This window comes from Brachybacterium sp. SGAir0954, from assembly GCF_005490785.1.
Lineage (GTDB): Bacteria > Actinomycetota > Actinomycetes > Actinomycetales > Dermabacteraceae > Brachybacterium > Brachybacterium rhamnosum.
This window is the reverse complement of sequence record NZ_CP027295.1, coordinates 1,467,734-1,491,261: the sequence shown is the minus strand read 5'-3', so window position 1 is coordinate 1,491,261 and position 23,528 is coordinate 1,467,734. Positions and strand designations below refer to the sequence as shown.

The window sequence follows — 23,528 nt, the reverse complement described above, 5'->3', positions numbered from 1 at the left end:
CCGCCCGGCGGTGGGGCCGACTACTTGATGTAGCCGTTGGGGTTCAGCACGTACTTCCTCGCCGCGCCCTGATCGAAGTCCGCGTAGGCCTGCGGCGCCTCGTCCAGCGGGATCGGGGTGGCCTTCACGGCCTTCGCGATCTGCACCTTGTCATGGAGGATCGCCTGCATCAGCCGGCGGTGGTACTTCATGACCGGGCACTGCCCGGTCGTGAACGACAGCGACTTCGCCCACCCGAGGCCCAGACGGATCGAGAGCGACCCCTCCTGCGCGGCGGCGTCCACGCCGCCGGGGTCGCCGGTGACATAGAGCCCGGGGATGCCGAGCGCGCCGCCCGCCTCCGTGAGGTCCATGAGCGAGTTCAGCACCGTCGCCGGCGCCTCGTGGCCGGCGTCGGAACCGTGACCGCGGGCCTCGAAGCCCACGGCGTCCACGCCGCACTCGACCTCCGGGACGCCGAGGATCTGCTCGATCTGGTCGCGCGGGTCCCCCTTGGAGACGTCGACTGTCTCGCAGCCGAAGGAGCGGGCCTGCTCGAGTCGGTCCGCGTTGAGGTCGCCGACGATCACGACGCCGGCGCCGAGCAGCTGCGCGCCGACGGCGGCGGCGAGGCCCACCGGACCGGCGCCCGCGATGTACACCGTCGAGCCCGGCTTCACGCCGGCGCTGTAGGCGCCGTGGAACCCGGTCGGGAAGATGTCCGAGAGCATCGTGAGATCGAGGATCTTCTCGAGGGCCTGGTCCCTGTCGGGGAACTTCAGCAGGTTCCAGTCCGCGTACGGGGCGAGGACGTACTCGGCCTGGCCTCCCACCCAGCCGCCCATGTCGACGTAGCCGTAGGCGCTGCCGGGACGGTCCGGGTTCACGTTCAGGCAGATCCCGGTCTTGCCCTCCTTGCAGTTGCGGCAGCGGCCGCAGGCGATGTTGAAGGGGACCGAGACGATGTCGCCCTTCTTGATGAACTCGACGTCCGGGCCGACCTCGACCACCTCGCCGGTGATCTCGTGGCCCAGGATGAGCCCCTCCGGGGCGGTGGTGCGGCCGCGCACCATGTGCTGGTCGGAGCCGCAGATGTTGGTCGCGACGGTGCGCAGGATCGCGCCGTGGGGCACCTTCCGGCCGACGTTGGCCGGGTTCACCCCCGGACCGTCCTTCAGCTCGAACTCGGGGTAGGGGGTGTCGACCACCTCGACGTGGCCTGCTCCCTTGTAGGCGACAGCTCTGTTCTCAGACATCATCGTCCTTCCGTGGAACCACTGACGAGCGGCACCGCGAGCGCACCGGGCGTCCGGTGCCGCGGGACCCGCGAGCACGGGACCCTCGCCGGCCAGCCTGCCCCGGCGATCAGGGAAAGACAAGGCCCGGAAGTTTTCCCTCCGGACATGACGGAGCGCCCGCCGGATCGTTCCGACGGGCGCTCCGAGAGCTGTGGGGCTCCGGGGCTCAGGCGCCCTGGATGTTCACGGCGGTGAGGCCGCGATCAGTGCGCTCGACCTCGAAGGAGACCTTCTGGTTCTCCTCGAGGTTGCGGTAGCCGGTGCCGGTGATGTTGCTGAAGTGGGCGAAGACGTCGTCCGAGCCGTCGTCGGGGGCGATGAAGCCGAAGCCCTTGTCGGCGTTGAACCACTTCACGGTGCCAGTAGCCATGTTCCTGTAATCCTTCGATGTCGTCGGCCGAGTCTCGGCCAATGATGCCTGCCGCCGGAAGACGCTCCGCCGACGACGTGGACCCCGATCAGGGTCCGGCGGCACGCCGCGGACGACGTGCCGAGCACTAGGTTCGCAGACTTTCGCCCCGGATGCGAGCACGATTCCCCGATTGTTCACCGAAGGAGACCGATCGCTCGGTGCCGACCGCTCGGAAGCGACCGATCGGAGGCCGCCGACGACGGACATCCATCTCTCACCGCTCCCCGGCGAGCGCGACCGCGTCGAGGTCCCCGTCGAGGTCCGCGGGGGCGAGGCGCGGGCCGAGCCGGGCGCCGAGGATCAGCAGCGCCGCCCCGAGCACCATGAGCAGCAGCACCGAGCCGCGGGGGCCGGTGACCCCGGCGAGCAGCGGCAGGTAGAAGGGGTACAGGGCCGGCAGCACGAGGGAGAGGCTGTAGGCGGAGCCGTAGCCCGTGGAGCGCACGGCCGTGGGGAACCGCTCGGAGAGGTACGCGGATACCGGGCCGTAGGCGGCGACGGTCACCACCTGCAGCAGCGCCGCGCAGAGCGCCGCCCGGGCGAGGCTCCCGGAGCCGACGGCCGCCCACCACAGGGGCGGCCCGAGGAGCAGGGCGGCGATCCCCCAGATCGTGAGCAGTCGGCGCCTGCCGATCACCGTCGAGAGGTGCCCGGCGAGCGCCATCGCGAGCGCCTGGGTGACGGAGGCGATGCCCATGGCGAGCGCGACCTCGGTGGCGGCGAGGGCACCGCCCTCCCCGAGCCGCGCGGTGAGCAGCAGGACGGTCGTGTTCGTGAGCAGCCAGAGCCCCGTCATCATGACGAAGGCCTGCCGGAAGGCGCCGGACCAGCGGCCCGCGAGCACCTGCCGGACGCCGCCCCGCACCGGCGCCGCGTCCCCGTCCGTCGGGGCGCGGCGGGCGATCGGCGCGTCGACGACGTGCGAGCGGTAGTACAGCAGCATCCCCAGCGAGAGCAGCGCCCCGACGACGAACAGCAGCCGCCAGCCCCAGACGGCGTACTCCTCCGGCCCGAGCACGAGCAGCAGCGTGGCGGTCGCGAAGGCGATCGCCCCCTGCGCCCACGGCGCCATCGAGAGGATCAGCCCGCTCATGAGGCCGCGGCGGCGCGGCGGCGACCACTCCATGGCGAGCGGGATCGCGGCGGAGTACTCCCCGGCGACGAAGATGCCGCCCAGGAAGCGCAGGCCGAGGATCAGCGCGATCGTCCCGGCGCCCAGCAGCTCGTGGGTGGGCATCGCGGCGATCAGCAGCGCGCAGCCGGCGGTGCCGGCGATCGCGACCTGCGTGGTGCGGGTGCGGCCCAGGCGGTCGGAGATCCGGCCGAAGACGACCCCGCCGACGGGCCGGCCGAGCATCATCGCGATGACGACGATCGCGCCGGTCGCCGCCGCGACCCCGGGCCCCGCGACCGTGGCCAGCGCCGGGGTGAGCGCGGTGAGCGGCAGGAACACGTGGACGTTGTCGATGAAGTTCCCGACCACGCCGGCGCGGAGCGCGGCACGCCCCGAGGGCGGCAGACGGTCCGGCGGGCCGGCGGGGGCGGCGGGGTCGGGGTGGTCGACGTCGTCGATGGTGGGTGCATCGGTCGCGGGCAGGCGCGAGCGCATGGCGGACATCCCTTCGTCAGTACGAGCTGCATCAGGTTCCACGGGTGTGATCTCAGCGCCGGCGGCGCACCCCGTGTCCGCGATCGAGTATCCCGGGTGCGGGTCGCGCCGGGCCGACGTGTCCACGGGACACCGCCGTCTTCGCGCCGAGGCCCGGGCGCGCCGACCGCCGTCGGCCGATCCGCTCCTGCCGGCGCGCCGCCCTCAGCCGATCTCGTCCGGCCAGCTCCCCGGCATCGAGCCGTCCTCGGCGGCGGGCACCATCCCGCAGTAGCCGGTGACCGTCCCCCACCGGTCTCCGCGGGCGCGGAGGAACAGGTAGACCTCGCCGGCGTCCTCGATGCCCGTGAGGGCGTCGCGGCTCTCCCCGCAGCTGTACGGCAACGAGAGCACCTCGATGCTCGACCCCTCGCCGTCCGCCGGGGCTCCGGAGACCCACTCGGCGACCTGAACGGTCCACAGCGGCACGTCGTACAGCTCGTAGCGTCCCGTCGCGGGCGGACCGTCGGCTGTGCCGCGCACGACGGCGTCGGACTCCGCCGCCGCGTCCGCGGGCGTCTCCAGTTCGATCCAGTCGATGCAGCTCGCGGCGGTGGTCTCGTCCTCCGGGCGCGTCGCCGGGCCGTCGCAGCCGCTGAGGGCGGCCGCTCCGGCGAGCGCGACGAGCAGAGTGCGTCGGCGGACCATGGGCACATCGTGCACCCGCCGGGCACCGTCGAGGAGGCCCGTGACCGCATCGCAACCGTGATCGCGCACCTGCCGTGGCCTGGCTCGATAGCGTGCAGGGATGACCGCTGACGCTCCCGCCTCCCCGTCCCTCGACCTCCGTGACGTGGAGGCGTTCCTGCGTGTGCCGCGGGTCTCCGCGATCGCCGCGGGCCCGGGCGGCCGGGCGGCCGCTGTGGTGCAGGAGGCCGACGAGCACCTCTCCCGTCTGGTCCCCGCCCTCTGGGAGCTCACGGCGGAGGGACCCGCCCGGCGGCTGACGGTCTCGGAGAAGGGCGAGTCCTCGCCGTGCTTCGCGCCGGACGGCTCGCTGCTGTTCACCTCCTCCCGACCCGATCCCACGGGCGAGGCGCCCGAGGGGACGACGGCGATCTGGCGGCTGCCGCTCGCCGGCGAGGCGCAGGTGCTCGCGCATGCGCCGGGCGGGCTCGAGCTGCTCGACGTGGCCGGCGACGGCACGATCCTCGCCGCGACGAGCGTGCTGCCCGGGGTGAGCCTCGAGGAGGACGCCGAGGCCCGCGCGGCGCGGAAGGACGCGAAGCGCACGACGATCTGGCACACGGGCATGCCGATCCGGCAGTGGGACCACGAGCGCGGCGACTCCTCCCGCCACCTCCTGATCGTCACCGCGCAGGGCGAGCTGCGGGACCTCACGCCGGACGCCGGCACGCTGCCGCTGCACACGTCCTCCGCCGCGCTCTCCCGTGACGGGCGCACCGTCGTCACCGAGTGGACCGAGCGGATCGCCCGCGGGGAGACCCGCACCGGCCTGGTCCGCATCGACGCGGCGACCCGCGAGCGCACGCCGCTGCTCGAGGCGACGGACGAGCACGGCTACGACTCCCCCGTGCTGTCCCCGGACGGCCGGCTCCTCGCCGTCACCCGCTCGACCGTCTCCACCCCGACGGACACGAGCTACGGGCGCCTGGAGATCCACGACCTCGAGGGCGACGGCGTGGTCGCGGTCGACCTCGGCGACCTCACCGCCGGCCAGGTGGTGTGGCAGGCCGACGGCGGCACGCTGCTCGTGAGCGGGGACCTGCACTCCTCCGGCGCGGTGCTCGCGGTCGACCCCTCGACCGGCGCCGTCTCCACGCTCGCCGACGGCGGCGTGTTCTCCTCCCTCTCCCCCGCGGAGGACGGCTCCGTGCTCGCCCTGCGCAGCGATGTGGCGACGCCGGCCCGCCCGGTGCGGATCACCGCGGAGGGCGTCGCGGAGCTGCCCGCGCCGGGCGCCGTCGGCCCCCTGCCCGGCACCCTCGAGAAGGTGACCACCACCGTGGGCGGTGTCGAGGTGCCCGGCTGGCTGTGCACGCCCGTGGGGGCGAGCGCCGAGGATCCCGCGCCCACGCTGCTGTGGGTGCACGGCGGCCCGCACTCCTCCTACAACGCGTGGAGCTGGCGCTGGTGCCCGTGGCTGTTCACCGCCCGCGGCTACGCGGTGCTGATGCCGGATCCGGCGATGTCCACCGGGTACGGGGACGCGGGGCTGAACCGCGGCTGGCCGCGCCGGCCCGACGTCGTCCTCGCCGACTGCGAGGCGCTGCTGGACCTCGTGCTCGAGCGGCCCGAGCTCGACGGGACGCGCACGGCGATGCTCGGCGCGAGCTTCGGCGGGTTCATGGCGAACTGGATCGCCGGGCACACGGACCGCTTCGACGCGATCGTGAGCCATGCGGGGCTGTGGGCACTGCCGCAGCAGCACCGCACCACCGACGCGGCCGCCTCGAAGATGCGGGTGCACGGACACGAGGACGCGGATCCCGAGTGGTACCGCGCCTGCTCCCCGCACGCGGCGGCCGCCGCGATCACCACGCCGATGCTCGTCACGCATGGCAGCCGCGACTTCCGGGTGCCGATCAGCGAGGCGCTGCGGCTGTGGTGGGACCTGGTCTCGCACTGGGACGGCGCCCCGGAGGACATGCCGCACCGCTTCCTGCAGCTCACGAGCGAGAACCACTGGGTGCTCACGCCGTCCAACGCGCTCACCTGGAACGAGACGGTGCTCGCCTTCCTCGACCAGCACGTGCGGGGAGGCGAGCCGATCCCCGAGGCGCTGCCCTGGTGACCGCCCCCGGCGACGCGACTTGACGAATGCTTGACCTTTTCTTGACCCTCTGGAACCGTGGGGCACCGCGGCCGGGGGAGCCGCGGGCGCTCGCTACGCCCCTCCCCTGCCGCGCAAGGGGGAAGAGAAGCATGGGCACCACCACACGCATCCCGCGGGCCGTCCTGGCCCTCGCCGCGAGCACGGCCCTGCTGGGCCTCGCGGCCTGCAGCTCGGGCAGCGCGACCGCCGAGGGGACGGACGGCGAGGCCACCACGAGCATCGCGGCGACCACCACGGACGCCCAGGAGAGCACGGGGATGGACGCATCCGACGGGGGCGGTACGCCGGTCGCGAGCGACGGCGGGGACGGGGCCGCCGCATCCGGCGGCGACCGCGCCTCGATCGTGCTCGAGCTCGACGTGCCGGAGGACTCCTCCGGCCACGCCGACGGGGCAGCGGTCGTCTCCGCGGAGGAACTCGGCGCCACCCTCGGAGCGACCCTCGGGGGCGACGCCACCTGCGAGGACGACCTCGACATGGAGCCGGGGAACGCCGCCACCTGCAACGGGCCCGCGAGCTCCGAGGGCACCGTGGACACGGTCCCCTGGACCGCCTACCCCGTCATGGTGCCCGCCGACGGCGCGTTCCCGGACGGGAGCACCACGGCGCTGCTCTTCGTGCGCGGGGAGAGCGCCCCCGACGGCCTCGAGTCGATCCTCGACGAGCGGGACGTGCTCACCGGACTCGGCTTCGGCTCCATGTTCGGCGCCTCGGACCTCAGCGCCGAGCAGCTCGCCCAGGACACCCTCGAGGTGCTCACCTCGGAGAATGCCTACGTCCCGCTCACGGACGCCGATTTCAGCGAGGTGACCTGCGAGGACGGCATGAGCTCGGAGCAGTTCCAGGCGCTCGAGCCGGTCACCTGCGAGGCGGCGACGGAGAGCGGGGAGAGCTACCCGCTCACCGTCGCGCCGGGCCCCTTCGCGGAGAACGACCCGGGGCTGCTGGTCGGGATCCGGATCGTCACGGGCTGATGGGATCGGGGCGGTGCAGGGCCGTGCCCCGTGCCGCTCCCCCGCCGGCCGCGATGCGACGGCGCCGGAGGTCCGGGAAGACGTACAGCCACGGGGTGCGCGGTCGCAGGTGCACCGCGCCGATGCACGCGGCGAGGGTGACTGTGCCGAGGATCAGCGCGCCCGGCAGACCGTCGGGCAGCGGCAGGTAGCGGGTGAGGATTTCGAGCACGGGCAGGTGCACGACGTACATGACGATCGAGCTGCGGCCCATCCACTCGAGCGCCCGCACGGGGGCGACGCGCGGGAGGCGCTGCGCCACCCCGATCGCGCCGAGGATCCCGATGACCACGACGACCTGGTCGAGCACGGGGATCTGCGGCTCGCCGTCCGCCCGCACGGCGAGGACCGCCCAGATCATCGCGACGACGATCCCGGGCACGGCCACCGCGAGCGGGACCTTCCGCGCGAGCAGGGTCCGGCCGAGCGCCGCGCCCGCGAAGAAGAACACCGCGTAGTAGACGAACTTGTCCGGGCGCAGCCCGTACAGGTCCGGGGAGACACCGAACAGCGGCGCGGCCGTCCAGACCACGATGCTCGCGATCGCGACCCAGCCCGGCGGCACGCGCTTCAGCACCAGGCCCACCACGTAGTAGCTCAGCAGCGCCATGAGGAACCACGTGTACATCCCGTTGATCCACCACAGCGGCTCGGCGGAGGACTCGAACAGCTGGGTGGCACCGAGGACGAGCGACCACACGAGCCACGGCCACAGGAGGTTGCGGGCCTTGCCCTCGAGGAAGCGGCCCGGCGGCTTCCTCAGCGAGCGGGGCAGCAGCATCCCGGAGACGAGCAGCAGCATCGGCATGCGGAACGGGGTCGTCGCCTGGGCGATGACCACGAGCGCGCGCGGCGTGTCGCCGTCCCAGATCCCCTGGAGGATCTCGAGGTGCAGCAGGACCACGAGCAGGATCGCCGTCCCGCGCACGAGGTCCATCCAGTGATGGCGGGCGCGCGGCACGGGCACGAGATCGGCGGCGCGATCGGTGACAGGCGTGGACATGGTCGTCCACGGTACGGTCCGTGCGCCGCGAGCGCTCCCCTTCGGGCCGACACGGTGTGTCGCGCCACGTCCTCCCGGCCGCGCCCCGGGCACCCGGCTCAAGGGGCGGGATCGTCCATCCGGGCGCGGAGCACGTCGAACTCGCAGCCCGGCGCGCCCGGGTCGAAGCCGTGCTCGAGCAGCTAGCGCGCGGCCGTCAGACTGCGCAGCGACCACCAGGCCCGGATCGCGGTGCGGTCCGCGGGCTCCCGGCCGTCGCCGTCGTAGCCGGCGAGCAGATCCTCGAGGCGCTCCTCGTGGCCGAGGGTGAGCACGGCGAGGTCCATCATCGGATCGCCCGGGGCGGCCTCGGACCAGTCGATGATCCCAGTGACCTCGTCACCATCGACGAACAGCAGCCAGTTGCATTCGCGGTCCAGCTCCGCCTGCAGCTCCGCGGCCAGGCGCATCGTGCCGGGTGGAAGCGGCGCCTCGTGCAGCCGCCGGATCACCCGCCCGGCAGCGTGCTAGGCGCCGGCCGTGGCCGGGGAGGGTTCGCCCGGCACGCCGAGCGCACGGCCCGGGACGCGCGCGATCGCGAGCACGGGCGGCCGGTGCCAGAGCACGGGCGGGGTCGGCACGGGGGCGAGCTGCACCCCGCGGATCTCGACGGCGGCGTGGGCGGGATCCGCGTCGACCTTGAGGAACACGTCCCCCACGCACAGCGTCGCCCGCTCGCTGTGGGCGACGACGACCTCGATCTCGTTCATGCCACCAGGATGTCGCTCGATCTCCGGGCTGTCCTCTACTTTCCGGCCGACGGCCGGGAGGGCCCGGTCAGGCGGGAACGGGCGGGGCGGCGAGCACGGTCGGCGCGGTGAGAGCGGCGGGGGCCGCGACCGCGGCGATCCAGTCGGCGAGCCTCTTCCCGGGGAGCGGGCCGACGGTCACCTCCGTCTCCCCGCTGGTGCAGGTGACCCAGATCCCTGCGGAGTCGGCGTGCAGGGTCAGGGCGTCGGTGTCGACGTCGGTCAGCTCGAGTGCGGGATGGTTCATGATCGCTCCGGATCCTCCGCCGGTGGCCGTCGTTGGTCGATGAAACGGCGGCACCGGATGGACGGATAGTACGCACGCCCGAAGCCCCGACAGGTCTCGGGAATGTAAAGGTTTCCGCTTTCACCGCTGTGAATCGTTTTCGCAGGTCACCCGCGTTTTTGTGACCCGTCGGAAACCTGCTGGGGAAAGCGCTTGGAGCGCCCTCGCAGGGCGATCGCGAGGGCGAGCACGAGCAGTCCCCAGAGCCCGCAGGCGGTGGGCAGGACCCCCATGAGGCGGTAGGCCTCACCACCCGTGTCGGGCACCCCCGAGTGCGCCGCACCCAGGACGAGAGCGCCGGCCATGAGCAGCGGGAGTGACAGCCAGCAGCCCCACCGGACCACGCCCGGTGCCGGCCGGACCGGTGCGATCGACTGCCTGCTGAGGCGCAGCGCGCCCCAGACGGCGAGCACCACGAGCCCGCCGATGCCCGAGGTGTACTGCACGACCTTGTAGCCGGGCAGCGGCCCCCACATCGCCGCGAGCTCCGGCACCCACTGCGTGCCGGCGCGGTGCGCATGGCTGAACGCGTCCCACAGGAGGTGGCTGCCGACGCCCGCGGCGAGCAGGAGCAGCAGGACCACCGATGCTCTCACCGAGGGGAAGGTCTCCCGGATCGCGCCGTCGCCGCTCCCGTCCCAGCACGACGGCAGCCGCTCGCCCACCCGTGGCGGTGCGAGCGCGCGGGCGGCGGGCCGCAGCAGGCCGCGCCAGATCAGCAGCAGGCCGAGGGCGAGCAGCGCGGTGACGGGGATCCAGCGTGGGTCATGGGTGAACGGGTAGACATTCGGGACGATCCCGCGCAGGAACAGCGGGAGGTCCGGGGCCATCGCACCGACGGCGAGCGGCGCGGCCACCCGGGCGCGGCGCGCGAACGGCAGCGCGACGATCGCGTGACTCGGGGTGAACGGCATGGCCGCATGCAAGATCGGCGGCGAGAGCTCAGCCGTCCGACGGCCGCCCGCGCTTTCGAAGGCGGCGGGCCACCCCGCGCTCACACCCCGGGGAAGAACGGCGCCGGCGGCGCCTGGCCGGGTGCGGCCGGCCCGTCGGCCAGGCCCTGCTCGGTGCGGCGCGCCCGGGCGGAGCGGCGGAACCAGTTCACGAGGAATCCCGGCACGAAGCGGTCCACGAACGGTGCGCCGAACCGGGAGATCGCCTCGATCACCGCGCCGATGACGAAGGCGAGCAGGGGCATCCAGAGGGCGAGGCCCATGTGCACCACGATCGAGCCCATCATCCCCAGGTGCGCCTGCGCGCTCGTCCACACCAGACCGAGCAGGACCATCGACCACGCGGTGTAGGCGAGCGGGAGGGCGGCCCACGAGGCGACCAGGGCGATGACGTTCCCCTTCTCGATCTCGCGGCCCCGGTTCCACAGCACGGCGACCAGGAGCGGCACGACGAGGGCGATCAGCACCATCGGGACCCACACGTACCAGGGCAGGTCGAAGAACCAGACGTACTCGCCGTCGCGGCGCAGCCCGAGGCTCTCGACGTCGCCCTGCGTGCTCACGCGCACCGGCACGACCAGCATCCCGAGCCCGGGCAGGAGGGCGAGGGCCGTCGGCCCCCAGATCGGGAGGGAGAGGAGCAGGGGCAGGACGGAGCCGCCGTCACCGTCGACGGCGAGGCCGATCGCGCCGCCGATCACGCCGAGGATCCCGACCGGGATCGCGAAGGTGAGCGCGTGGACGAGGGCGAGGCGGAAGCCGGCGGCGAGGTCCGCGACGAGCGGCCACCAGCGCGGCTTCGTCAGCCCTGCCATGTGGCCGAGGAACAGCGGCACCGTGATCAGCGCCCAGGTCCCGAAGAACATGTCCGCCCCGGCGGAGTGCATCGACAGCGACATCCCGAGGGACTCGTCGGCGTAGGAGAACGCGGTGAGGCGCACGATGATCACGGCGACGATCGCGACGCCCAGACCGGAGATGCCGGACCACAGGGCCGCGCCGAGCACGCCGTTGCTGCTCCAGCGGCGCTGCGCGAGGCGCGCCAGCACGAAGCCGGCGACGGCCATCGCGATCGTGATCAGCAGCGGGAGACCGCGCCAGCTCAGGCTGAAGCTGCCGAAGAACCCGAGGTCCATGTGCATCTCGTAGGAGCCGAAGGAGGCGAGGGAGACCAGCTGGAAGGGGATCCCGAGGAGTCCCACGATCGACTCGAACGCGCCGTCGCTGCTCGAGGGTGTGGTGCTGCCGCCGGTGGGGTCGAGGGTGCCGCCGGTGACGTCGCCGGTGTCCGCGGTGAGCGCGGCGGCGACGGCGGAGGCGATGACGACCAGCGAGGCCAGCAGCGCGATGATGTAGGCGACGGCCCCGGCGATGAAGGTGGGCAGCGGGTTCCCGATGCCGATCTTCTTCAGGGTCGCGCCGAGCTGCGCCGTCGACAGGTTCGAGCCGGCCGCCGGCTGCCATGCTGGCTGCGGCTCCGGGGCGCTGGGCACTGCGGCACTCGGCACAGCGGCACTGGGTGCCGAGGCGCTGGGCACCAGCGCGCCGTGCTGCCCGGGCGCCTGTCCCGGCTGCACCCCGCCCGGCTGCGCCGGGCTCCCGTTGCCGCCATAGGACTGATTCCACTCCGACATCTGCGTCCCTCTCACGTGCCTGACTCTTCTGGGCGCGGTGATGTACCCCCGAGCGGGAGTTTATCCGGGGGTGGGGACGATCCCGAGGCCGGGTGACCGGCCGTTCGGTGCCGGGCGCTAAGCCGGCGCCTGCGCCGTCGCGACCGTCGGGTGGCACTCGATCATCGCCGCGGGACGGGGCCGAGGGGCGGATCGAGGGCGGCAGGGCCAGGGCCTCCCGCGAAAAGACTGGTCATCATGTACATGATGACCAGTCTTCTCCGGCCATGAACCAGTCCGGAGCGGGCCGACGGGGTGCTCGCGGACCCCGGGATCGTGGCGTGACCAGGGTGAACCCGGAGGGGATCGAACCCTCGACCCGCGGATGAAAAGTCCGCCAGAGCATCGGCCGCAGAGCGTGTACAAGCAGGTCAGAGGGCTGGTACTGCTACCCGAAGCGCGACGGACACCATCGCGTTGCTGTCAAGAGGTGTTCGAGACGAGTCGGCATCTGTTCCTTGGGGATGGTGTCTCCAGAAGCCCTCGTCACACGTGCGCTCGGCTTTCCTCGACCTTGGATTGGAATGTCGAGTGGCTCGCGGGACAGCAAGCTGCCGATGAGCTCCTTGATGCGGGTACGGATCTCGTCGCGCACCGAGCGGACTTCCGCGACGCCCTTGCCGGCTGGGTCCTCGAGCTTCCAGTCCTCGTACCGCTTGCCGGGGTAGTAGGGGCAGGCGTCGCCGCATCCCATGGTGATGACCACATCGGAGGCCTGGACGGAATCGGGAGTGAGGATCTTCGGCTTCTGGTGGCAGATCTCGATGCCGACCTCCGCCATGGCCTCCACCGCTGCGGGGTTGATCGAGTCGGCGGGCGCAGACCCGGCGGAGGGGACCTCGATGCGGTCCCCGGCGAGCTCTCGCAGCCACCCGGCTGCCATCCGAGCTCGACCGGCGTTGTGGACACAGACGAACAAGACGCTGGGGCGAACGGTCAGGAGAGCCTCCCGACCGGGGGTGAGGTTCAGGCGATGTCGAGGAACGCACGGAGCTCGGCGAAAGCTGACGGGACGACGGAGTAGTGGGCCCAGCGGCCTTTCTGCTCGCGCGTGAGCAGGCCGGCGTCGACGAGCTTCTTCATGTGGTGGCTCACGGTGGGCTGACTGATGCCGAGCGGCTCGGTGAGATCGCATGCGCAGACCGATTCGCAGCCCTGGGCGGCGACGTGGGACAGGAGCCGGAGGCGCGTGGGGTCGGACAGCGCCTTCAGGAGAGAGGCGATCCGCTCGGCGTCGACAGTGTCGACAGGGCCTGCGGACAGCGTGCAGCACTCGCCAGAGCCGGTCCTCGCCGCGAATCCGGTGGCTGTGGCGTCGGTCGTCGTGGTCACGCCCTCACCTTACATTGACAGTCATCGATGTGGACCATAGCGTGCTCATCGATAACCGTCGATGGAAGGTTCCGAGGTCTGATGAGTACGACCACCAAGGATGCGGAGCAGCCGCGCGTGATGAAGGAGATGTCCTTTCTCGACCGCTGGCTCCCGGTATGGATTCTGGCCGCCATGGCTGCGGGGCTCCTGCTGGGGCGGTTCGTCCCCGGCCTGAACACCGCGCTGGAGGCGGTGAAGATCGGGTCCGTGTCCCTGCCCATCGCGTTCGGGCTGTTGGTGATGATGTACCCGGTCCTGGCGAAGGTCCGCTACGACGAGACCCGGCGCATCGGCGCGGACCGACGCCTGCTGGTGACCTCGCTGGTGCTGAACTGGATCGTCGGACCGGCCCTCATGTTCGGCCTCGCGTGGATCTTCCTTGCCGACCTGCCGGAGTACCGGACCGGCCTGATCATCGTCGGTCTCGCGCGCTGCATCGCGATGGTCCTCATATGGAACGACCTCGCCTGCGGTGATCGCGAAGCTGCCGCCGTGCTGGTCGCGATCAACTCCGTCTTCCAGGTGATCGCCTTCGGTGCCCTGGGCTGGTTCTACCTCCAGGCGCTACCGTCGTGGCTGGGGCTGCCGACCACGTCGGCCGAGTTCTCGATCGGCGCGATCGTCCTCAGCGTGCTGATCTTCCTCGGGATCCCTCTGGTCGCCGGGTTCCTGACCCGCATCCTCGGCGAGCGGGCGAAGGGCCGGACCTGGTACGAGGAGCGGTTCCTCCCGAGGATCGGCCCGTGGGCGCTGTACGGGCTGCTGTTCACCATCGTGCTGCTGTTCGCCCTCCAGGGCGACGCGATCCTCTCCGCCCCGGGCGACGTGGCCCGCATCGCTCTGCCGCTGCTGGTCTACTTCGTGGTCATGTTCCTCGGGTCCTTCCTGTTCGGACGGGCGATCGGCCTGAACTACGCGAAGTCCGCGACCGTCGCGTTCACGGCCGCGGGCAACAACTTCGAGCTCGCCATCGCCGTCGCCATCGGCACCTTCGGCGTCACCTCCGGCCAGGCCCTCGCCGGTGTCGTCGGCCCCCTGATCGAGGTCCCGGTCCTCGTCGCCCTCGTCTACGTCGCTCTCGCGATGGGCCGCCGGCTCTTCCCCGGCGACGCGACCGTTCCCACACGATGAACCAGCAGAGAGATCGAGTCACCATGACCGCGAAACGCCCCGCAGTCCTGTTCGTGTGCGTGAAGAACGGCGGTAAGTCCCAGATGGCGGCCGCCCTCATGCGCCATCACGCCGGAGATGCCGTCGAGGTGCACTCCGCCGGCACCCGCCCCGGCACCGCCATCAATGCCCAGTCCGCGGAGGCGATTGCCGAGGTCGGCGCGGACATGTCCTCCGCCGTCCCGCAGCCGGTCACCTCCGAGCTGCTGCGCAGCGTCGATCACGTGATCGTCATCGGCGGCGAAGCCGTCATCGAACCCGTCGAGGGAATGACCGCGCCGGTCACCACCTGGCACACCGATGAGCCCTCCCTGAGGGGCATCGAAGGGATGGAGCGCATGCGCCTGGTGCGGGACGACATCGACGCCCGCGTCCGTGCACTCCTGAACGACCTCACCCCTACCGCGAACTGACCACGTTTGCAGCGACACGGCCCGACCTCGCCACCGCATCGAACTCGCCTCCCTGGTCGTCATCGACCCTGGTCCATCGGCCCGGCCACTACCGCCCACCTCTGAGAACGCGGCTCTCGGCTCCTTGCCCCGGATGCCGGACCCGTCAATAGAGCGGCGCCTACCAGCGCCTCCGCCTGGGCACTCGCGCAGGCGAGACCGCGCTTCGACACCGATGGGTCGCCGACATGGTTCTCGCACCGTGTACACCCTGCTCGTCCCGCGGACGCAGCCGGCAGGCACTCCCCGCCATACGGGCCGGGTGTGCGACCAAGTTCCCGTCGACTCCCCACAGGACGCGGCCATGTCGCCGACGACAGGCTTCGACCAGGGTGGGCCCGGTGGGGATCGAACCCACGACCCGCGGATTAAAAGTCCGATGCTCTGCCGACTGAGCTACAGGCCCGTGCCCGCCAGGCGGGCCGTCCCATCGTAGCGGCGGGACGGGCCGTGGCGGGCACGGGCCTGCGGTGTGGGGAGGGGTGGGTCAGGCGGTGCGGCGGCGCTGCACGACCATCCTGATGATGCTCGCGAGGAGCAGCAGGAAGCCGAGGATGCCGCCGAGCACGGCGAGCAGCACGCCGTCGATGCCGCTGAAGATGCCGCCGATGGACACCGGCGGGCCGAGGGCGACGGGGCTGCCGGCGACGAGGCTGAGCACGAGGATCAGGGCACCGATGACCAGGAGGACCACGGGCCCCTTGGAGCGGCGCTTCGCGGGGGCGGCGGGGCCGGGCCGCCACTGGCCGCCCTGCGGGGCACCGGGGTATGCGGCGGTCATGAGGGGCTCCTTCATCGGTCCGTCCAGGATCTGCCCAGGCTGTCGCCCGCCCTAGACTCACCACCATGTCTGAAGCCGGTCACCGTGCCTGATCCGCTGGTCCTCGCCGCCGACGTCGAGACGGAGCTCGTGGAGAAGCGGTCCCGGTTCCTCACCCGTCTGCACCGCGTCACCTCGGTGGAGGAGGCCGACGAGCGGATCCTCGCGGCGCGCCGGGACCATCCCTCGGCCCGGCACCGCTGCACGGCGCTCGTGATCGGGGAGACGGAGACCGCCGCGGTCGTGCACCGCTCGAGCGACGACGGGGAGCCGTCGGGCACGGCGGGGATGCCGATGCTGCAGTCGCTGCTGCACGCGGAGCTCACGGACACCCTCGCGATCGTCATCCGCTACTTCGGCGGGGTGAAGCTCGGTGCGGGCGGGCTGGTGCGCGCGTACACGGCCGGTGTGGAGCAGGCGGTCGCTGCGGCGACGCTGCTGCGCCGCACCACGTTGAGCGTCGCGCGGATCGAGGTGGGCCACGCCGACGCGGGCGCGGCGGAGCATGCGGTGCGGACCTGGGCCGACGCGCACGGCGCCGCGATGGAGCCCACCGCCTACGGCTCCCGCACGGCGGTGCTGACGGTGCTCGTCGAGCCGTCCCTGCTGGAGGAGCTGCGGGCCGATGCCGCGCGGTGGTCCGCGGGCCGGGCACGGGTCGAGGAGGCTGGGAAGCGCCTCGCGGACGTCCCGCTCGCCGGAGCCTGACGCCTGCCGCTCAGAGCCCGCGCCTCAGAGCCCGGGCACGTCGACGTACCAGTCCGGCACGGTCTTCAGGGGCCGGCAGGATCCCGCCGCGGAGCCGACGAGCAGCGTGAGCACCTCGAAGGCCGTGTCCCGGGCGAGGGTCGCGAACTCCTCGATCCTCTCCTCCGGCACCACCGGATGCACCCAGCGCCAGTGGGAGGCGGGCTCGTCGCGCAGGTCCACGGGGTCGCGGGAGATCGCGAAGGTGGTGCCGGGCGGTCGCACGGCGTCGAGCACCGCTTCCAGCACGGGCCCCAGGTCGCCGTCCTCGACCCGGGCGAGGCTGTCCCCGCTGCCGCGGCCGCTCGCGACCTCGACGACGAGCGTCCCGGAGGCGGCCTCCTCCTCCCAGGCGAGCGCCTGGATCGAGTAGACCGCGCCGGGCGCCTCGAACTGCGCCATCAGCACGCGGGCCAGCAGCTGGGACCGCTCGATCGCGGCGGCCGCGCCGGTCACGCCCGCGCGCCGGGGCACGCCGACGTCCACGGCGAGCGCCCCCTCGAGCCGGCCGCGCTGCGCGTGCGCCTCCCGGGGCACGACGTTCGCGTTGTACAGCCACGCGTAGTGGGGCACCTCGAGGGCCTCGAGGAGCGCCGGGTCCGCGTGCTCGCGGTGGGCCAGGGGCCTGGCCCCCGGGCGCGCGTCGAGGCCGAAGCGATCACGCAGATGCTCCAGCTGCTCCTCGGGGGCGGGGGCTCGTCGGCGGGCGGCCATGCCCCCACGGTATCGGGACGGCCCGGTCCGGGACGGGCCGCACGGTCCGGGGACATGGCCCTCCCGCCGCTAGGATCCCTGCAGTCCCCACCCCGGAGAGAGGCACCGATGCCCGACGTGAAGGATCCCGCCCCGGCCGTCAGCCGCGCCCTGCGCGTGCTCACCGTGCTCGGCGCCTCCCCCGCGCAGCCGATGACGCTGACGACGATCGCCCGAGAGCTCGGGATCGCGAAGTCCTCGACCTCGAACCTGTGCGCGGCCCTCGAGCAGGGCCGGATGATCCGACGCGTCGAGGGCGGCTACGTGCTGGGCATGCGCACGGCGGAGCTGGGCGGCCAGTTCGCCCTCCAGTTCCACCAGATCCGGGAGTTCTTCCCCGTGGTCGAGGAGGAGGCGGAGCTCGCCGGGGAGCTCGTGCAGATCGCGGCGCACGACGACCTCGACACCCTGTACCTCGTCCGCTACGAGGGGCGCGAGCGGCGCCTCGGCTCGCCGTTGGGCACCCGCCTGCCGCTCGTGCTCACCGCGACCGGCCTCGCGATGCTCTCCGCCATGCCGGAGGCGGCGGTCGAGGACGTCCTCGCCCGCACGGAGATCCCGGCGCTCACGTCGCGCACGTCGACCTCCTCCGCGGCGATCCGCGCGCAGATCGAGCAGGCCCGCGAGCGGGGCGTCGCGATCGACGAGGGCGCCTCGACGGTGGGCGTCACCGGGATCGCGGCGCCGCTGCCGCCGTGGCACCCGGCCGATCCGATGCTCGCGGTGGGCACGGCGATCCCCTCCGCGGAGCTCGACCCTGCGCGCATCGAGAAGATCTCCGCGGCGATCCTCCGCGTCGCCGCCGCGCTGACGAATCCGCTCGGCGCGGCCTCGCGCCGCCGCTGAGCACTCTCCCCGTCTCCCCCGCCTCCGCCGCTCCTCCGCGAGAGGATGAGGGCGACCTGCCTCACACTGCCTCCCGGTTCAGGATGCTGAACCGTGTTCCCCAGAGAGGACCGGGTGTCGTAGTCTGGCGCTGGTCCTCGTCACCCGACGACGAGCACCACCGACATCGCCTCGCCAATGGAGCCGCCCCATGTCCGTCGCCGCCTTCGACCTCAGCGGTCGCCTCGCCCTCGTCACCGGATCCACCCGCGGGATCGGCCGGACCCTCGCCGAGGGGCTCTCCGCCGCCGGCGCGTCCGTCGTCGTCCACGGCCGCAGCCTCGAGCAGGCCACCGCCGAGGCCGCCGCGATCACCGACGCGACCGGCACCCCGGCCCTCGCGACCGCCTTCGACGTCACCGACACCGCCCAGATCGACGCGGCCCTCACCGCGCTCGAGGCGGAGCACGGCGCCCTCGACGTGCTCGTGAACAACGCCGGCATCCAGCGCCGCGCCCCGCTCACCGAGTTCACCGACGAGGACTGGGACGACCTCGTCGCCACGAACCTCTCGAGCGCCTTCAAGTGCGCCCGCCGCGCCGCCGCCGGCATGATCGCCCGCGGCTCCGGCCGCATCATCAACATCGGCTCCGTGCAGTCCCAGCTCGCGCGCCCCTCGATCGCCGCCTACAGCGCCACCAAGGGCGGCATCGTCATGCTCACCAAGGGCCTCACCGCCGATCTCGCGCCCCACGGCGTGCAGGTCAACGCTCTCGCCCCCGGCTACTTCGCAACCGAGCTGACCGCCGCCCTCGTGGCCGACGAGGAGTTCTCCGCCTGGGTCGCCGGGCGCACCCCCGCCGGCCGCTGGGGCGCGACCGAGGACCTCGTGGGTCCGCTCGTCTTCCTCGCCTCCGACGCGGCCGCCTTCGTGAACGGCCAGACCCTGTACGTCGACGGCGGCATGACCGCCGTCATCTGATCCCCCGGAGGCCCTCGCCTCCGCGTCCCACCACACCCCTCACCCCTCACCTCGACAAAGGAGTCCGACGATGGACGATCTCGTCCTGAACTGGGATCTCGGCACGGGCGGGCTGCTGATCCTCGCCGTCGCCGCGATCGCCGGCCTGCTCGTCATGATCATGGCGCTGCGCATGCATGCCTTCCTCGCCCTGCTCATCACGAGCCTGCTCACCGCCGTCATCGCCGGCGTGCCCGCCAACCGTTTGCTCGAGGCGATCGGCTTCGGCTTCAACTCGACGCTGGGCAACGTCATGCTGCTCGTGGGCCTCGGCGCGATGCTCGGCCGCATGATCGAGGCCTCCGGCGGCGCCCAGGTCCTCGCCGAGAAGATGATCGACCTGTTCGGCGAGCGCCGCGCGGGCATGGCCCTCTCCGTGGCGAGCCTGCTCATGGGCTTCCCGATCTTCTTCGACGCCGGCCTCGTCGTCATGATGCCGATCATCTACGCGGTGGCCCGCCGCACCGGCGCCTCGTTCCTCTCGATCGCCTTCCCGAGCGCCGTGGCGTTCTCGGCGATGCACATCTTCTCCCCGCCGCACCCCGGCCCCGTCGCCGCCTCGAACATCATGGGCGCCGACGTCGGCCTCGTGCTGCTCGTGGGCCTCGTGTTCGCGCTCATCATCTGGGCGACCGTCGCGCCGCTCGCCGGCAAGGTCTTCGGCGACCACATCCGCGTGCCCGTCCCCACGATCCTCGACTCGAACTCCGAGGAGACGGGCTTCGAGTCCCGCCCGTCGGTCCCCGCGATCATCTCGATGCTGCTGCTGCCGCTCGTCCTGATCCTGCTCAACACCGGCCTGAACACCCTCGCCGCGACGAAGGACGACCCCGACGCCTTCAAGGCCCTGCCGGTCGTGCAGGTGCTGCGCGTCCTCGGCGAGACCCCGATCGCGCTGCTCATCACCGTGCTGGTCTCGATGGTCGTGCTCGGCTGGGGCGCGGGGAAGAGCGGCACCCTCATCGAGAAGATCCAGGACTCCGCCCTCGGCCCGATCTGCTCCGTCGTCGTCGTCACCGGCGCGGGCGGCATGTTCGGCGGCGTGCTCCGCCTGACGGGCATCGGCGACGCGGTCGCCGGCTCGCTCAACAGCCTCGGCATGCCCGTGATCGTCGCGGCGTTCCTCATCGCCCAGATCGTGCGCATCGCGCAGGGCTCGGCGACGGTCGCGCTGACCACCGCCGCCTCCCTCATGACGGCCGTCGTGGCCGCCGGGGACTTCAACGCCCTGCAGGTCGTGGCGATCGTCATGGCGATGTCCGCGGGCTCCGTGGGCGTCGCGCACGTCAACGACTCGGGCTTCTGGCTGGTCTCCCGCTTCTTCGGCCTCTCGATGAAGCAGACCCTCGCCAGCTGGACCCTCATCCAGACCGCGATGGCCGTCGTCGGCTTCGCGCTCTCGCTCGTGCTGTTCGGGATCGCCTCGGTCGTCTGACCCGCGCCCAGGACGGCGGAAGCCCGGGACCGATCGGCGGATCGGTCCCGGGCTTCGTCGTTCCCGGGGGCCGGCACGGGGCCGGCGCGGGGAGGCTCAGGCGCGGTTGCGCGTGGCCAGGCCGTAGATCGCCATGACGACGATCGCGCCGACCACGGCGAGCAGGATCGTGCCGATGCTCCAGGGGTTGTTCATGATCCCTGAGATGCCGTCACCGCCGAAGAGGCTGCCGATGAAGCCGCCGACGACCGCGCCGACGACACCGAGGACGATGGTCATGCCCAGGCCCATGGCCTGCTTGCCCGGCATGACGGCGCGGGCGAGCAGCCCGATGATGGCGCCGATGATGAGCCACGAGATGATCAGGCCGATGAGACCCATGTCGTTCTCTCCTTACGTTCGGGGGAAGGGCGGAGGCGCAGACGCCTCCGTTCTCATAATGCCCTCCGACGAGCCGGAATGCCTGGAGTTCGGACGGACACGCCGGTCATCGCGACCGCGCGGTAGAGCGCACCCCTCCTGTGCAACGCGCGGGAGGGCCGACGCCGGCAGGCGCGGAGACGGCGCGTGTGATCTCGCGAACTCCCGCGGGCATCCCCGCACGTGGAAGGTGAACGGCAGATGAACGGCTCGATCGGCGGGTGGCACGGGGGCGGCGCCCGGTCGCATCCTGACGTCATGACCGGAGAACTCGTCATCCTCCTGCTGCTGATCGTCACGGCAGTCGCGTTCGACTTCACCAACGGCTTCCACGACACCGGCAACGCGATGGCGACCTCCATCGCGACCGGCGCGCTGAAGCCCAAGGTCGCCGTCGCGCTCTCGGCGATCCTCAACCTCGTCGGCGGGTTCCTCTCCGTCGAGGTCGCGGTCACCGTGACCACCTCGGTGCTGAAGATCCAGGACACCGACACGGGCGCCCTCATGGCTGGCCTCGATGCGGAGACGGCGATGTTCATCATCTTCGCCGGCCTCGTCGGCGGCATCCTGTGGAACCTGTTCACCTGGCTCCTGGGCCTGCCCTCCTCCTCGTCCCACGCCCTGTTCGGCGGCCTGCTCGGCGCGGGCCTCGCGGCGCTCGGGACCGCCGGCATCAACTGGTCCGGCCTCACCGCGAAGGTGATCATCCCGGCCCTGCTCTCCCCCTTCATCGCCGGCCTCGTCGCCGCGATCGGCGTGTGGCTCGTGTTCCGCGTGACCCGTGGCGTGCGCGAGGCCCGCCGTGAGCGCGGCTTCCGCTACGGCCAGATCGCGACCGCCTCCCTCGTCTCCCTCGCCCACGGCACGGGCGACGCGCAGAAGACGATGGGCGTCATCGCCCTCGGCCTCATCGCCCACGGCACCCTCTCCGACCAGGAGATCGAGGCCAACGGCCTCCCGGTCTGGATCATCGTCCTGTGCGCCGGCGCGATCGCGCTCGGCACCTACCTGGGCGGCTGGCGGATCATCCGCACCCTCGGCAAGGGTCTCGTCGAGCTCGACTCCCCGCAGGGCATGGCCGCCGAGGCCTCCTCCGCGGCGATCATCCTCACCTCGAGCCACCTCGGCATGGCGCTGTCCACGACCCACGTCGCGACCGGCTCGATCATCGGCTCCGGCGTCGGCCGACCCGGCGCGAAGGTGCGCTGGGGCGTCGCCGGCCGGATGGTCGTCGGCTGGCTCATGACCCTCCCGGCCGCCGCGATCGTCGGCGCCGTGACCTACTTCGTCGGCCACCTCGTGGGCGGCGTCGGCGGCGCCTTCCTCGTCTTCGGGATCCTCGTGGTCGCCGGCGGCGCGATCTACCGCCGCTCGCAGCAGCAGAAGGTCGACCACACGAACGTCAACGCCGAGTGGGAGGGTGAGGGCACCGAGCTCGCGCCCGAGCTCGCCACCGCAGGGAAGGACGCCTGACCATGGACATCGACCTCACCTCGATCGCCACCAGCACCCTCAGCGTGATCGTCGTCGGCATCCTGCTGGGCGCCGGTCTCCCCCTCCTGTTCAGCCTCGGCATCGTGCTGCAGGACCGCGGCGCCGGCGGCGAGCACGCCGACGGCAGCATCACCGCGCCGAACCCCGCCGCGCGCTACGCCTCCTGGGCGGTCTTCGCGGTCGTCGCGCTCGTGGTGCTCTACGGCCTGCTGTTCATCACCAAGGGCTCGATCAGCCACTACCTGGGCATCGAGCTCCCCCTCTGAGCCGGAACGGACCGACCATGGCCAACCCCGTCAGCCGTGTCCTGGACTGGCTGCACGCCGGCTACCCGGACGGCATCCCGCCCCGCGACTACACCCCCCTCCTCGCGCTGCTCACCCGCACCCTGAGCGAGTCCGAGGTCGACGAGATCGTCGCCTCGGTCATCACCGAGAACCCCGACGGCCGCATCGCCCCCGAGGCGGTCCACGAGAGCATCGAGCAGCGCAAGCGCGCCGCCGCGACCCCGGAGGACGTGCACCGCGTCGCCGGTCGACTCGCGGCCGTCGGCTGGCCGCTCAGCGACTCCCCCGACGACGTCGAGCTCCGCGCCGTGGCCCGCGCCCACGAGGCCGCCGCGGGCGCCGGCACGAGCACCGGCAGCGGCGCCGACGGCGGCACCGTCGGCCCGGCCGCCGTCACCACCGGCACCACCGGGGAGATCCCGCCCCCGGATCCCGCCGCCGAGGGCGCCGCGCTCGGGGTCCCCTCCCCGAACGCCGCCCAGCGGGTCATCTCCTGGCTCACCGAGGGCTACCCCGACGGCATCCCCGCCACCGACCGCGTGCCGCTCATGGCGCTGCTGCGCCGCCGGCTCACGGACAAGGAGGTCGAGGAGGTCGCCGCGCGGCTGATCGACGACGCGCGCGCCGGGGACATCGACACCGTCGACGCCGGCACGCTCATCACCCGCTACACCGACGAGCTCCCCGCCGAGCAGGACATGGCGCGCCTCGCCTCCCATCTCGCCGAGAAGGGCTGGCCGCTCCGCGCCGAGGGCTGACCCCTCCCCTGCGCCCGACCCTCCCCATGCCTCCCGGGTGAACGGCGAGCGCACGGCGGATGACCTCCTCCTGAACTGCAGGATGCGCAGGTCACACCGCACAGCAGGTCCCGTGGACGCTC

At 72.3% G+C, this 23,528-nt stretch carries 25 protein-coding genes, 2 tRNA genes, 1 pseudogene and 1 riboswitch; of the genes and pseudogenes, 11 read left to right on the top strand and 17 right to left on the bottom strand.

From position 1 onward, the window contains the following. Positions 1–20: 20 nt before the first annotated feature. From fdhA to C1N80_RS06645, 4 genes are all read right to left on the bottom strand, one after another. A complete protein-coding gene (gene fdhA / locus C1N80_RS06660; protein ID WP_137770063.1) occupies positions 21–1,235 on the bottom strand; it encodes a formaldehyde dehydrogenase, glutathione-independent in 1,215 nt (404 codons plus the stop codon). A gap of 208 nt (positions 1,236–1,443) precedes the next feature. Beyond that, entirely contained in the window at positions 1,444–1,647 is a 204-nt protein-coding gene (locus tag C1N80_RS06655; protein ID WP_137770062.1) for a cold-shock protein, read from the bottom strand. A gap of 256 nt (positions 1,648–1,903) precedes the next feature. Next, on the bottom strand, positions 1,904–3,298 hold the full coding sequence (locus tag C1N80_RS06650) for an MFS transporter (RefSeq protein ID WP_137770061.1): 1,395 nt from the start codon (positions 3,296–3,298) through the stop codon (positions 1,904–1,906). Then, a riboswitch (TPP riboswitch) is annotated at positions 3,290–3,382 on the bottom strand. It overlaps the preceding gene by 9 nt. Before the next feature lie 120 nt (positions 3,383–3,502). Further along, entirely contained in the window at positions 3,503–3,985 is a 483-nt protein-coding gene (locus tag C1N80_RS06645; RefSeq protein ID WP_137770060.1) for a hypothetical protein, read from the bottom strand. Positions 3,986–4,085: 100 nt separating this feature from the next. Here C1N80_RS06645 and C1N80_RS06640 point away from each other — a divergent pair, with 100 nt between their 5' ends. Together C1N80_RS06640 and C1N80_RS06635 are read left to right on the top strand one after the other, a co-directional pair. Then, positions 4,086–6,092 carry an alpha/beta fold hydrolase gene (locus C1N80_RS06640; RefSeq protein ID WP_137770059.1) on the top strand — a complete coding sequence of 669 codons (2,007 nt, stop codon included), beginning with the start codon at positions 4,086–4,088 and terminating at the stop codon, positions 6,090–6,092. A gap of 131 nt (positions 6,093–6,223) precedes the next feature. Then, positions 6,224–7,108, top strand: a complete 885-nt coding sequence (locus C1N80_RS06635; RefSeq protein ID WP_137770058.1) for a hypothetical protein — start codon at positions 6,224–6,226, stop codon at positions 7,106–7,108. Here the strand turns inward: C1N80_RS06635 and C1N80_RS06630 are convergent. The 9 genes and pseudogenes from C1N80_RS06630 to C1N80_RS06600 form a co-directional block, all read right to left on the bottom strand. Then, a complete protein-coding gene (locus tag C1N80_RS06630) occupies positions 7,098–8,150 on the bottom strand; it encodes an acyltransferase (protein ID WP_137770057.1) in 1,053 nt (350 codons plus the stop codon). The genes C1N80_RS06635 and C1N80_RS06630 overlap by 11 nt on opposite strands. 182 nt (positions 8,151–8,332) lie before the next feature. Then, a complete protein-coding gene (locus C1N80_RS15780) occupies positions 8,333–8,599 on the bottom strand; it encodes a phosphotransferase (RefSeq protein WP_240811255.1) in 267 nt (88 codons plus the stop codon). A 57-nt stretch (positions 8,600–8,656) separates the two neighbouring features. Then, positions 8,657–8,899 (bottom strand): hypothetical protein, encoded by a 243-nt coding sequence (locus C1N80_RS15775; RefSeq protein ID WP_240811254.1) that lies wholly within the window; start codon positions 8,897–8,899, stop codon positions 8,657–8,659. Positions 8,900–8,966: 67 nt separating this feature from the next. Next, positions 8,967–9,185 (bottom strand): hypothetical protein, encoded by a 219-nt coding sequence (locus C1N80_RS06620; protein ID WP_137770056.1) that lies wholly within the window; start codon positions 9,183–9,185, stop codon positions 8,967–8,969. Positions 9,186–9,331: 146 nt separating this feature from the next. Then, positions 9,332–10,138 carry a DUF4184 family protein gene (locus tag C1N80_RS06615; RefSeq protein WP_137770055.1) on the bottom strand — a complete coding sequence of 269 codons (807 nt, stop codon included), beginning with the start codon at positions 10,136–10,138 and terminating at the stop codon, positions 9,332–9,334. An 80-nt stretch (positions 10,139–10,218) separates the two neighbouring features. Beyond that, positions 10,219–11,670, bottom strand: a complete 1,452-nt coding sequence (locus tag C1N80_RS06610; protein ID WP_137770054.1) for a hypothetical protein — start codon at positions 11,668–11,670, stop codon at positions 10,219–10,221. A 471-nt stretch (positions 11,671–12,141) separates the two neighbouring features. Continuing rightward, positions 12,142–12,244, bottom strand: a tRNA-Lys gene (locus C1N80_RS15485). Between the two features lie 150 nt (positions 12,245–12,394). Then, positions 12,395–12,733: pseudogene (locus tag C1N80_RS06605) on the bottom strand (arsenate reductase ArsC); the annotation flags it as partial. A gap of 83 nt (positions 12,734–12,816) precedes the next feature. Further along, a complete protein-coding gene (locus tag C1N80_RS06600; RefSeq protein ID WP_137770053.1) occupies positions 12,817–13,182 on the bottom strand; it encodes a helix-turn-helix transcriptional regulator in 366 nt (121 codons plus the stop codon). A gap of 81 nt (positions 13,183–13,263) precedes the next feature. Here C1N80_RS06600 and arsB point away from each other — a divergent pair, with 81 nt between their 5' ends. Continuing rightward, on the top strand, positions 13,264–14,355 hold the full coding sequence (gene arsB, locus C1N80_RS06595) for an ACR3 family arsenite efflux transporter (RefSeq protein WP_137770052.1): 1,092 nt from the start codon (positions 13,264–13,266) through the stop codon (positions 14,353–14,355). A gap of 23 nt (positions 14,356–14,378) precedes the next feature. Then, positions 14,379–14,807 carry a low molecular weight phosphatase family protein gene (locus tag C1N80_RS06590; RefSeq protein WP_137771682.1) on the top strand — a complete coding sequence of 143 codons (429 nt, stop codon included), beginning with the start codon at positions 14,379–14,381 and terminating at the stop codon, positions 14,805–14,807. A gap of 372 nt (positions 14,808–15,179) precedes the next feature. On the opposite strand, the gene C1N80_RS06585 is transcribed toward C1N80_RS06590, so the two are convergent. Further along, positions 15,180–15,252: transfer RNA gene (locus C1N80_RS06585), tRNA-Lys, on the bottom strand. Positions 15,253–15,333: 81 nt separating this feature from the next. Then, positions 15,334–15,627 carry a hypothetical protein gene (locus C1N80_RS06580; protein WP_137770051.1) on the bottom strand — a complete coding sequence of 98 codons (294 nt, stop codon included), beginning with the start codon at positions 15,625–15,627 and terminating at the stop codon, positions 15,334–15,336. A gap of 84 nt (positions 15,628–15,711) precedes the next feature. On the opposite strand from C1N80_RS06580, the gene C1N80_RS06575 reads away from it, so the two are divergent. After that, entirely contained in the window at positions 15,712–16,374 is a 663-nt protein-coding gene (locus C1N80_RS06575) for a YigZ family protein (RefSeq protein ID WP_137770050.1), read from the top strand. 24 nt (positions 16,375–16,398) lie between these two features. Here the strand turns inward: C1N80_RS06575 and C1N80_RS06570 are convergent, their stop codons facing one another. Beyond that, positions 16,399–17,127, bottom strand: a complete 729-nt coding sequence (locus tag C1N80_RS06570) for a hypothetical protein (protein ID WP_137770049.1) — start codon at positions 17,125–17,127, stop codon at positions 16,399–16,401. Positions 17,128–17,235: 108 nt separating this feature from the next. On the opposite strand from C1N80_RS06570, the gene C1N80_RS06565 reads away from it, so the two are divergent. The 3 genes from C1N80_RS06565 to C1N80_RS06555 all read left to right on the top strand — a co-directional run bounded on the left by C1N80_RS06565 (position 17,236) and on the right by C1N80_RS06555 (position 20,447). Further along, positions 17,236–18,012: an IclR family transcriptional regulator gene (locus C1N80_RS06565; RefSeq protein WP_137770048.1), complete on the top strand. Its 777-nt coding sequence runs from the start codon at positions 17,236–17,238 to the stop codon at positions 18,010–18,012. Between the two features lie 190 nt (positions 18,013–18,202). Next, complete coding sequence (locus tag C1N80_RS06560; protein WP_137770047.1) at positions 18,203–18,973, top strand: glucose 1-dehydrogenase; 771 nt, start codon at positions 18,203–18,205, stop codon at positions 18,971–18,973. A 70-nt stretch (positions 18,974–19,043) separates the two neighbouring features. After that, on the top strand, positions 19,044–20,447 hold the full coding sequence (locus tag C1N80_RS06555) for a GntP family permease (protein ID WP_137770046.1): 1,404 nt from the start codon (positions 19,044–19,046) through the stop codon (positions 20,445–20,447). Between the two features lie 96 nt (positions 20,448–20,543). Here C1N80_RS06555 and C1N80_RS06550 read toward each other — a convergent pair whose 3' ends face one another. After that, a complete protein-coding gene (locus C1N80_RS06550) occupies positions 20,544–20,828 on the bottom strand; it encodes a GlsB/YeaQ/YmgE family stress response membrane protein (protein ID WP_137770045.1) in 285 nt (94 codons plus the stop codon). Positions 20,829–21,125: 297 nt separating this feature from the next. Here C1N80_RS06550 and C1N80_RS06545 point away from each other — a divergent pair, with 297 nt between their 5' ends. The 3 genes from C1N80_RS06545 to C1N80_RS15770 are packed head-to-tail and all read left to right on the top strand — an operon-like array spanning position 21,126 to position 23,406. After that, a complete protein-coding gene (locus C1N80_RS06545) occupies positions 21,126–22,340 on the top strand; it encodes an inorganic phosphate transporter (protein WP_137770044.1) in 1,215 nt (404 codons plus the stop codon). Positions 22,341–22,342: 2 nt separating this feature from the next. Continuing rightward, positions 22,343–22,627 carry a hypothetical protein gene (locus C1N80_RS06540; protein ID WP_137770043.1) on the top strand — a complete coding sequence of 95 codons (285 nt, stop codon included), beginning with the start codon at positions 22,343–22,345 and terminating at the stop codon, positions 22,625–22,627. 17 nt (positions 22,628–22,644) lie between these two features. Further along, complete coding sequence (locus tag C1N80_RS15770; RefSeq protein ID WP_240811253.1) at positions 22,645–23,406, top strand: DUF3349 domain-containing protein; 762 nt, start codon at positions 22,645–22,647, stop codon at positions 23,404–23,406. Positions 23,407–23,528 lie beyond the last annotated feature (122 nt).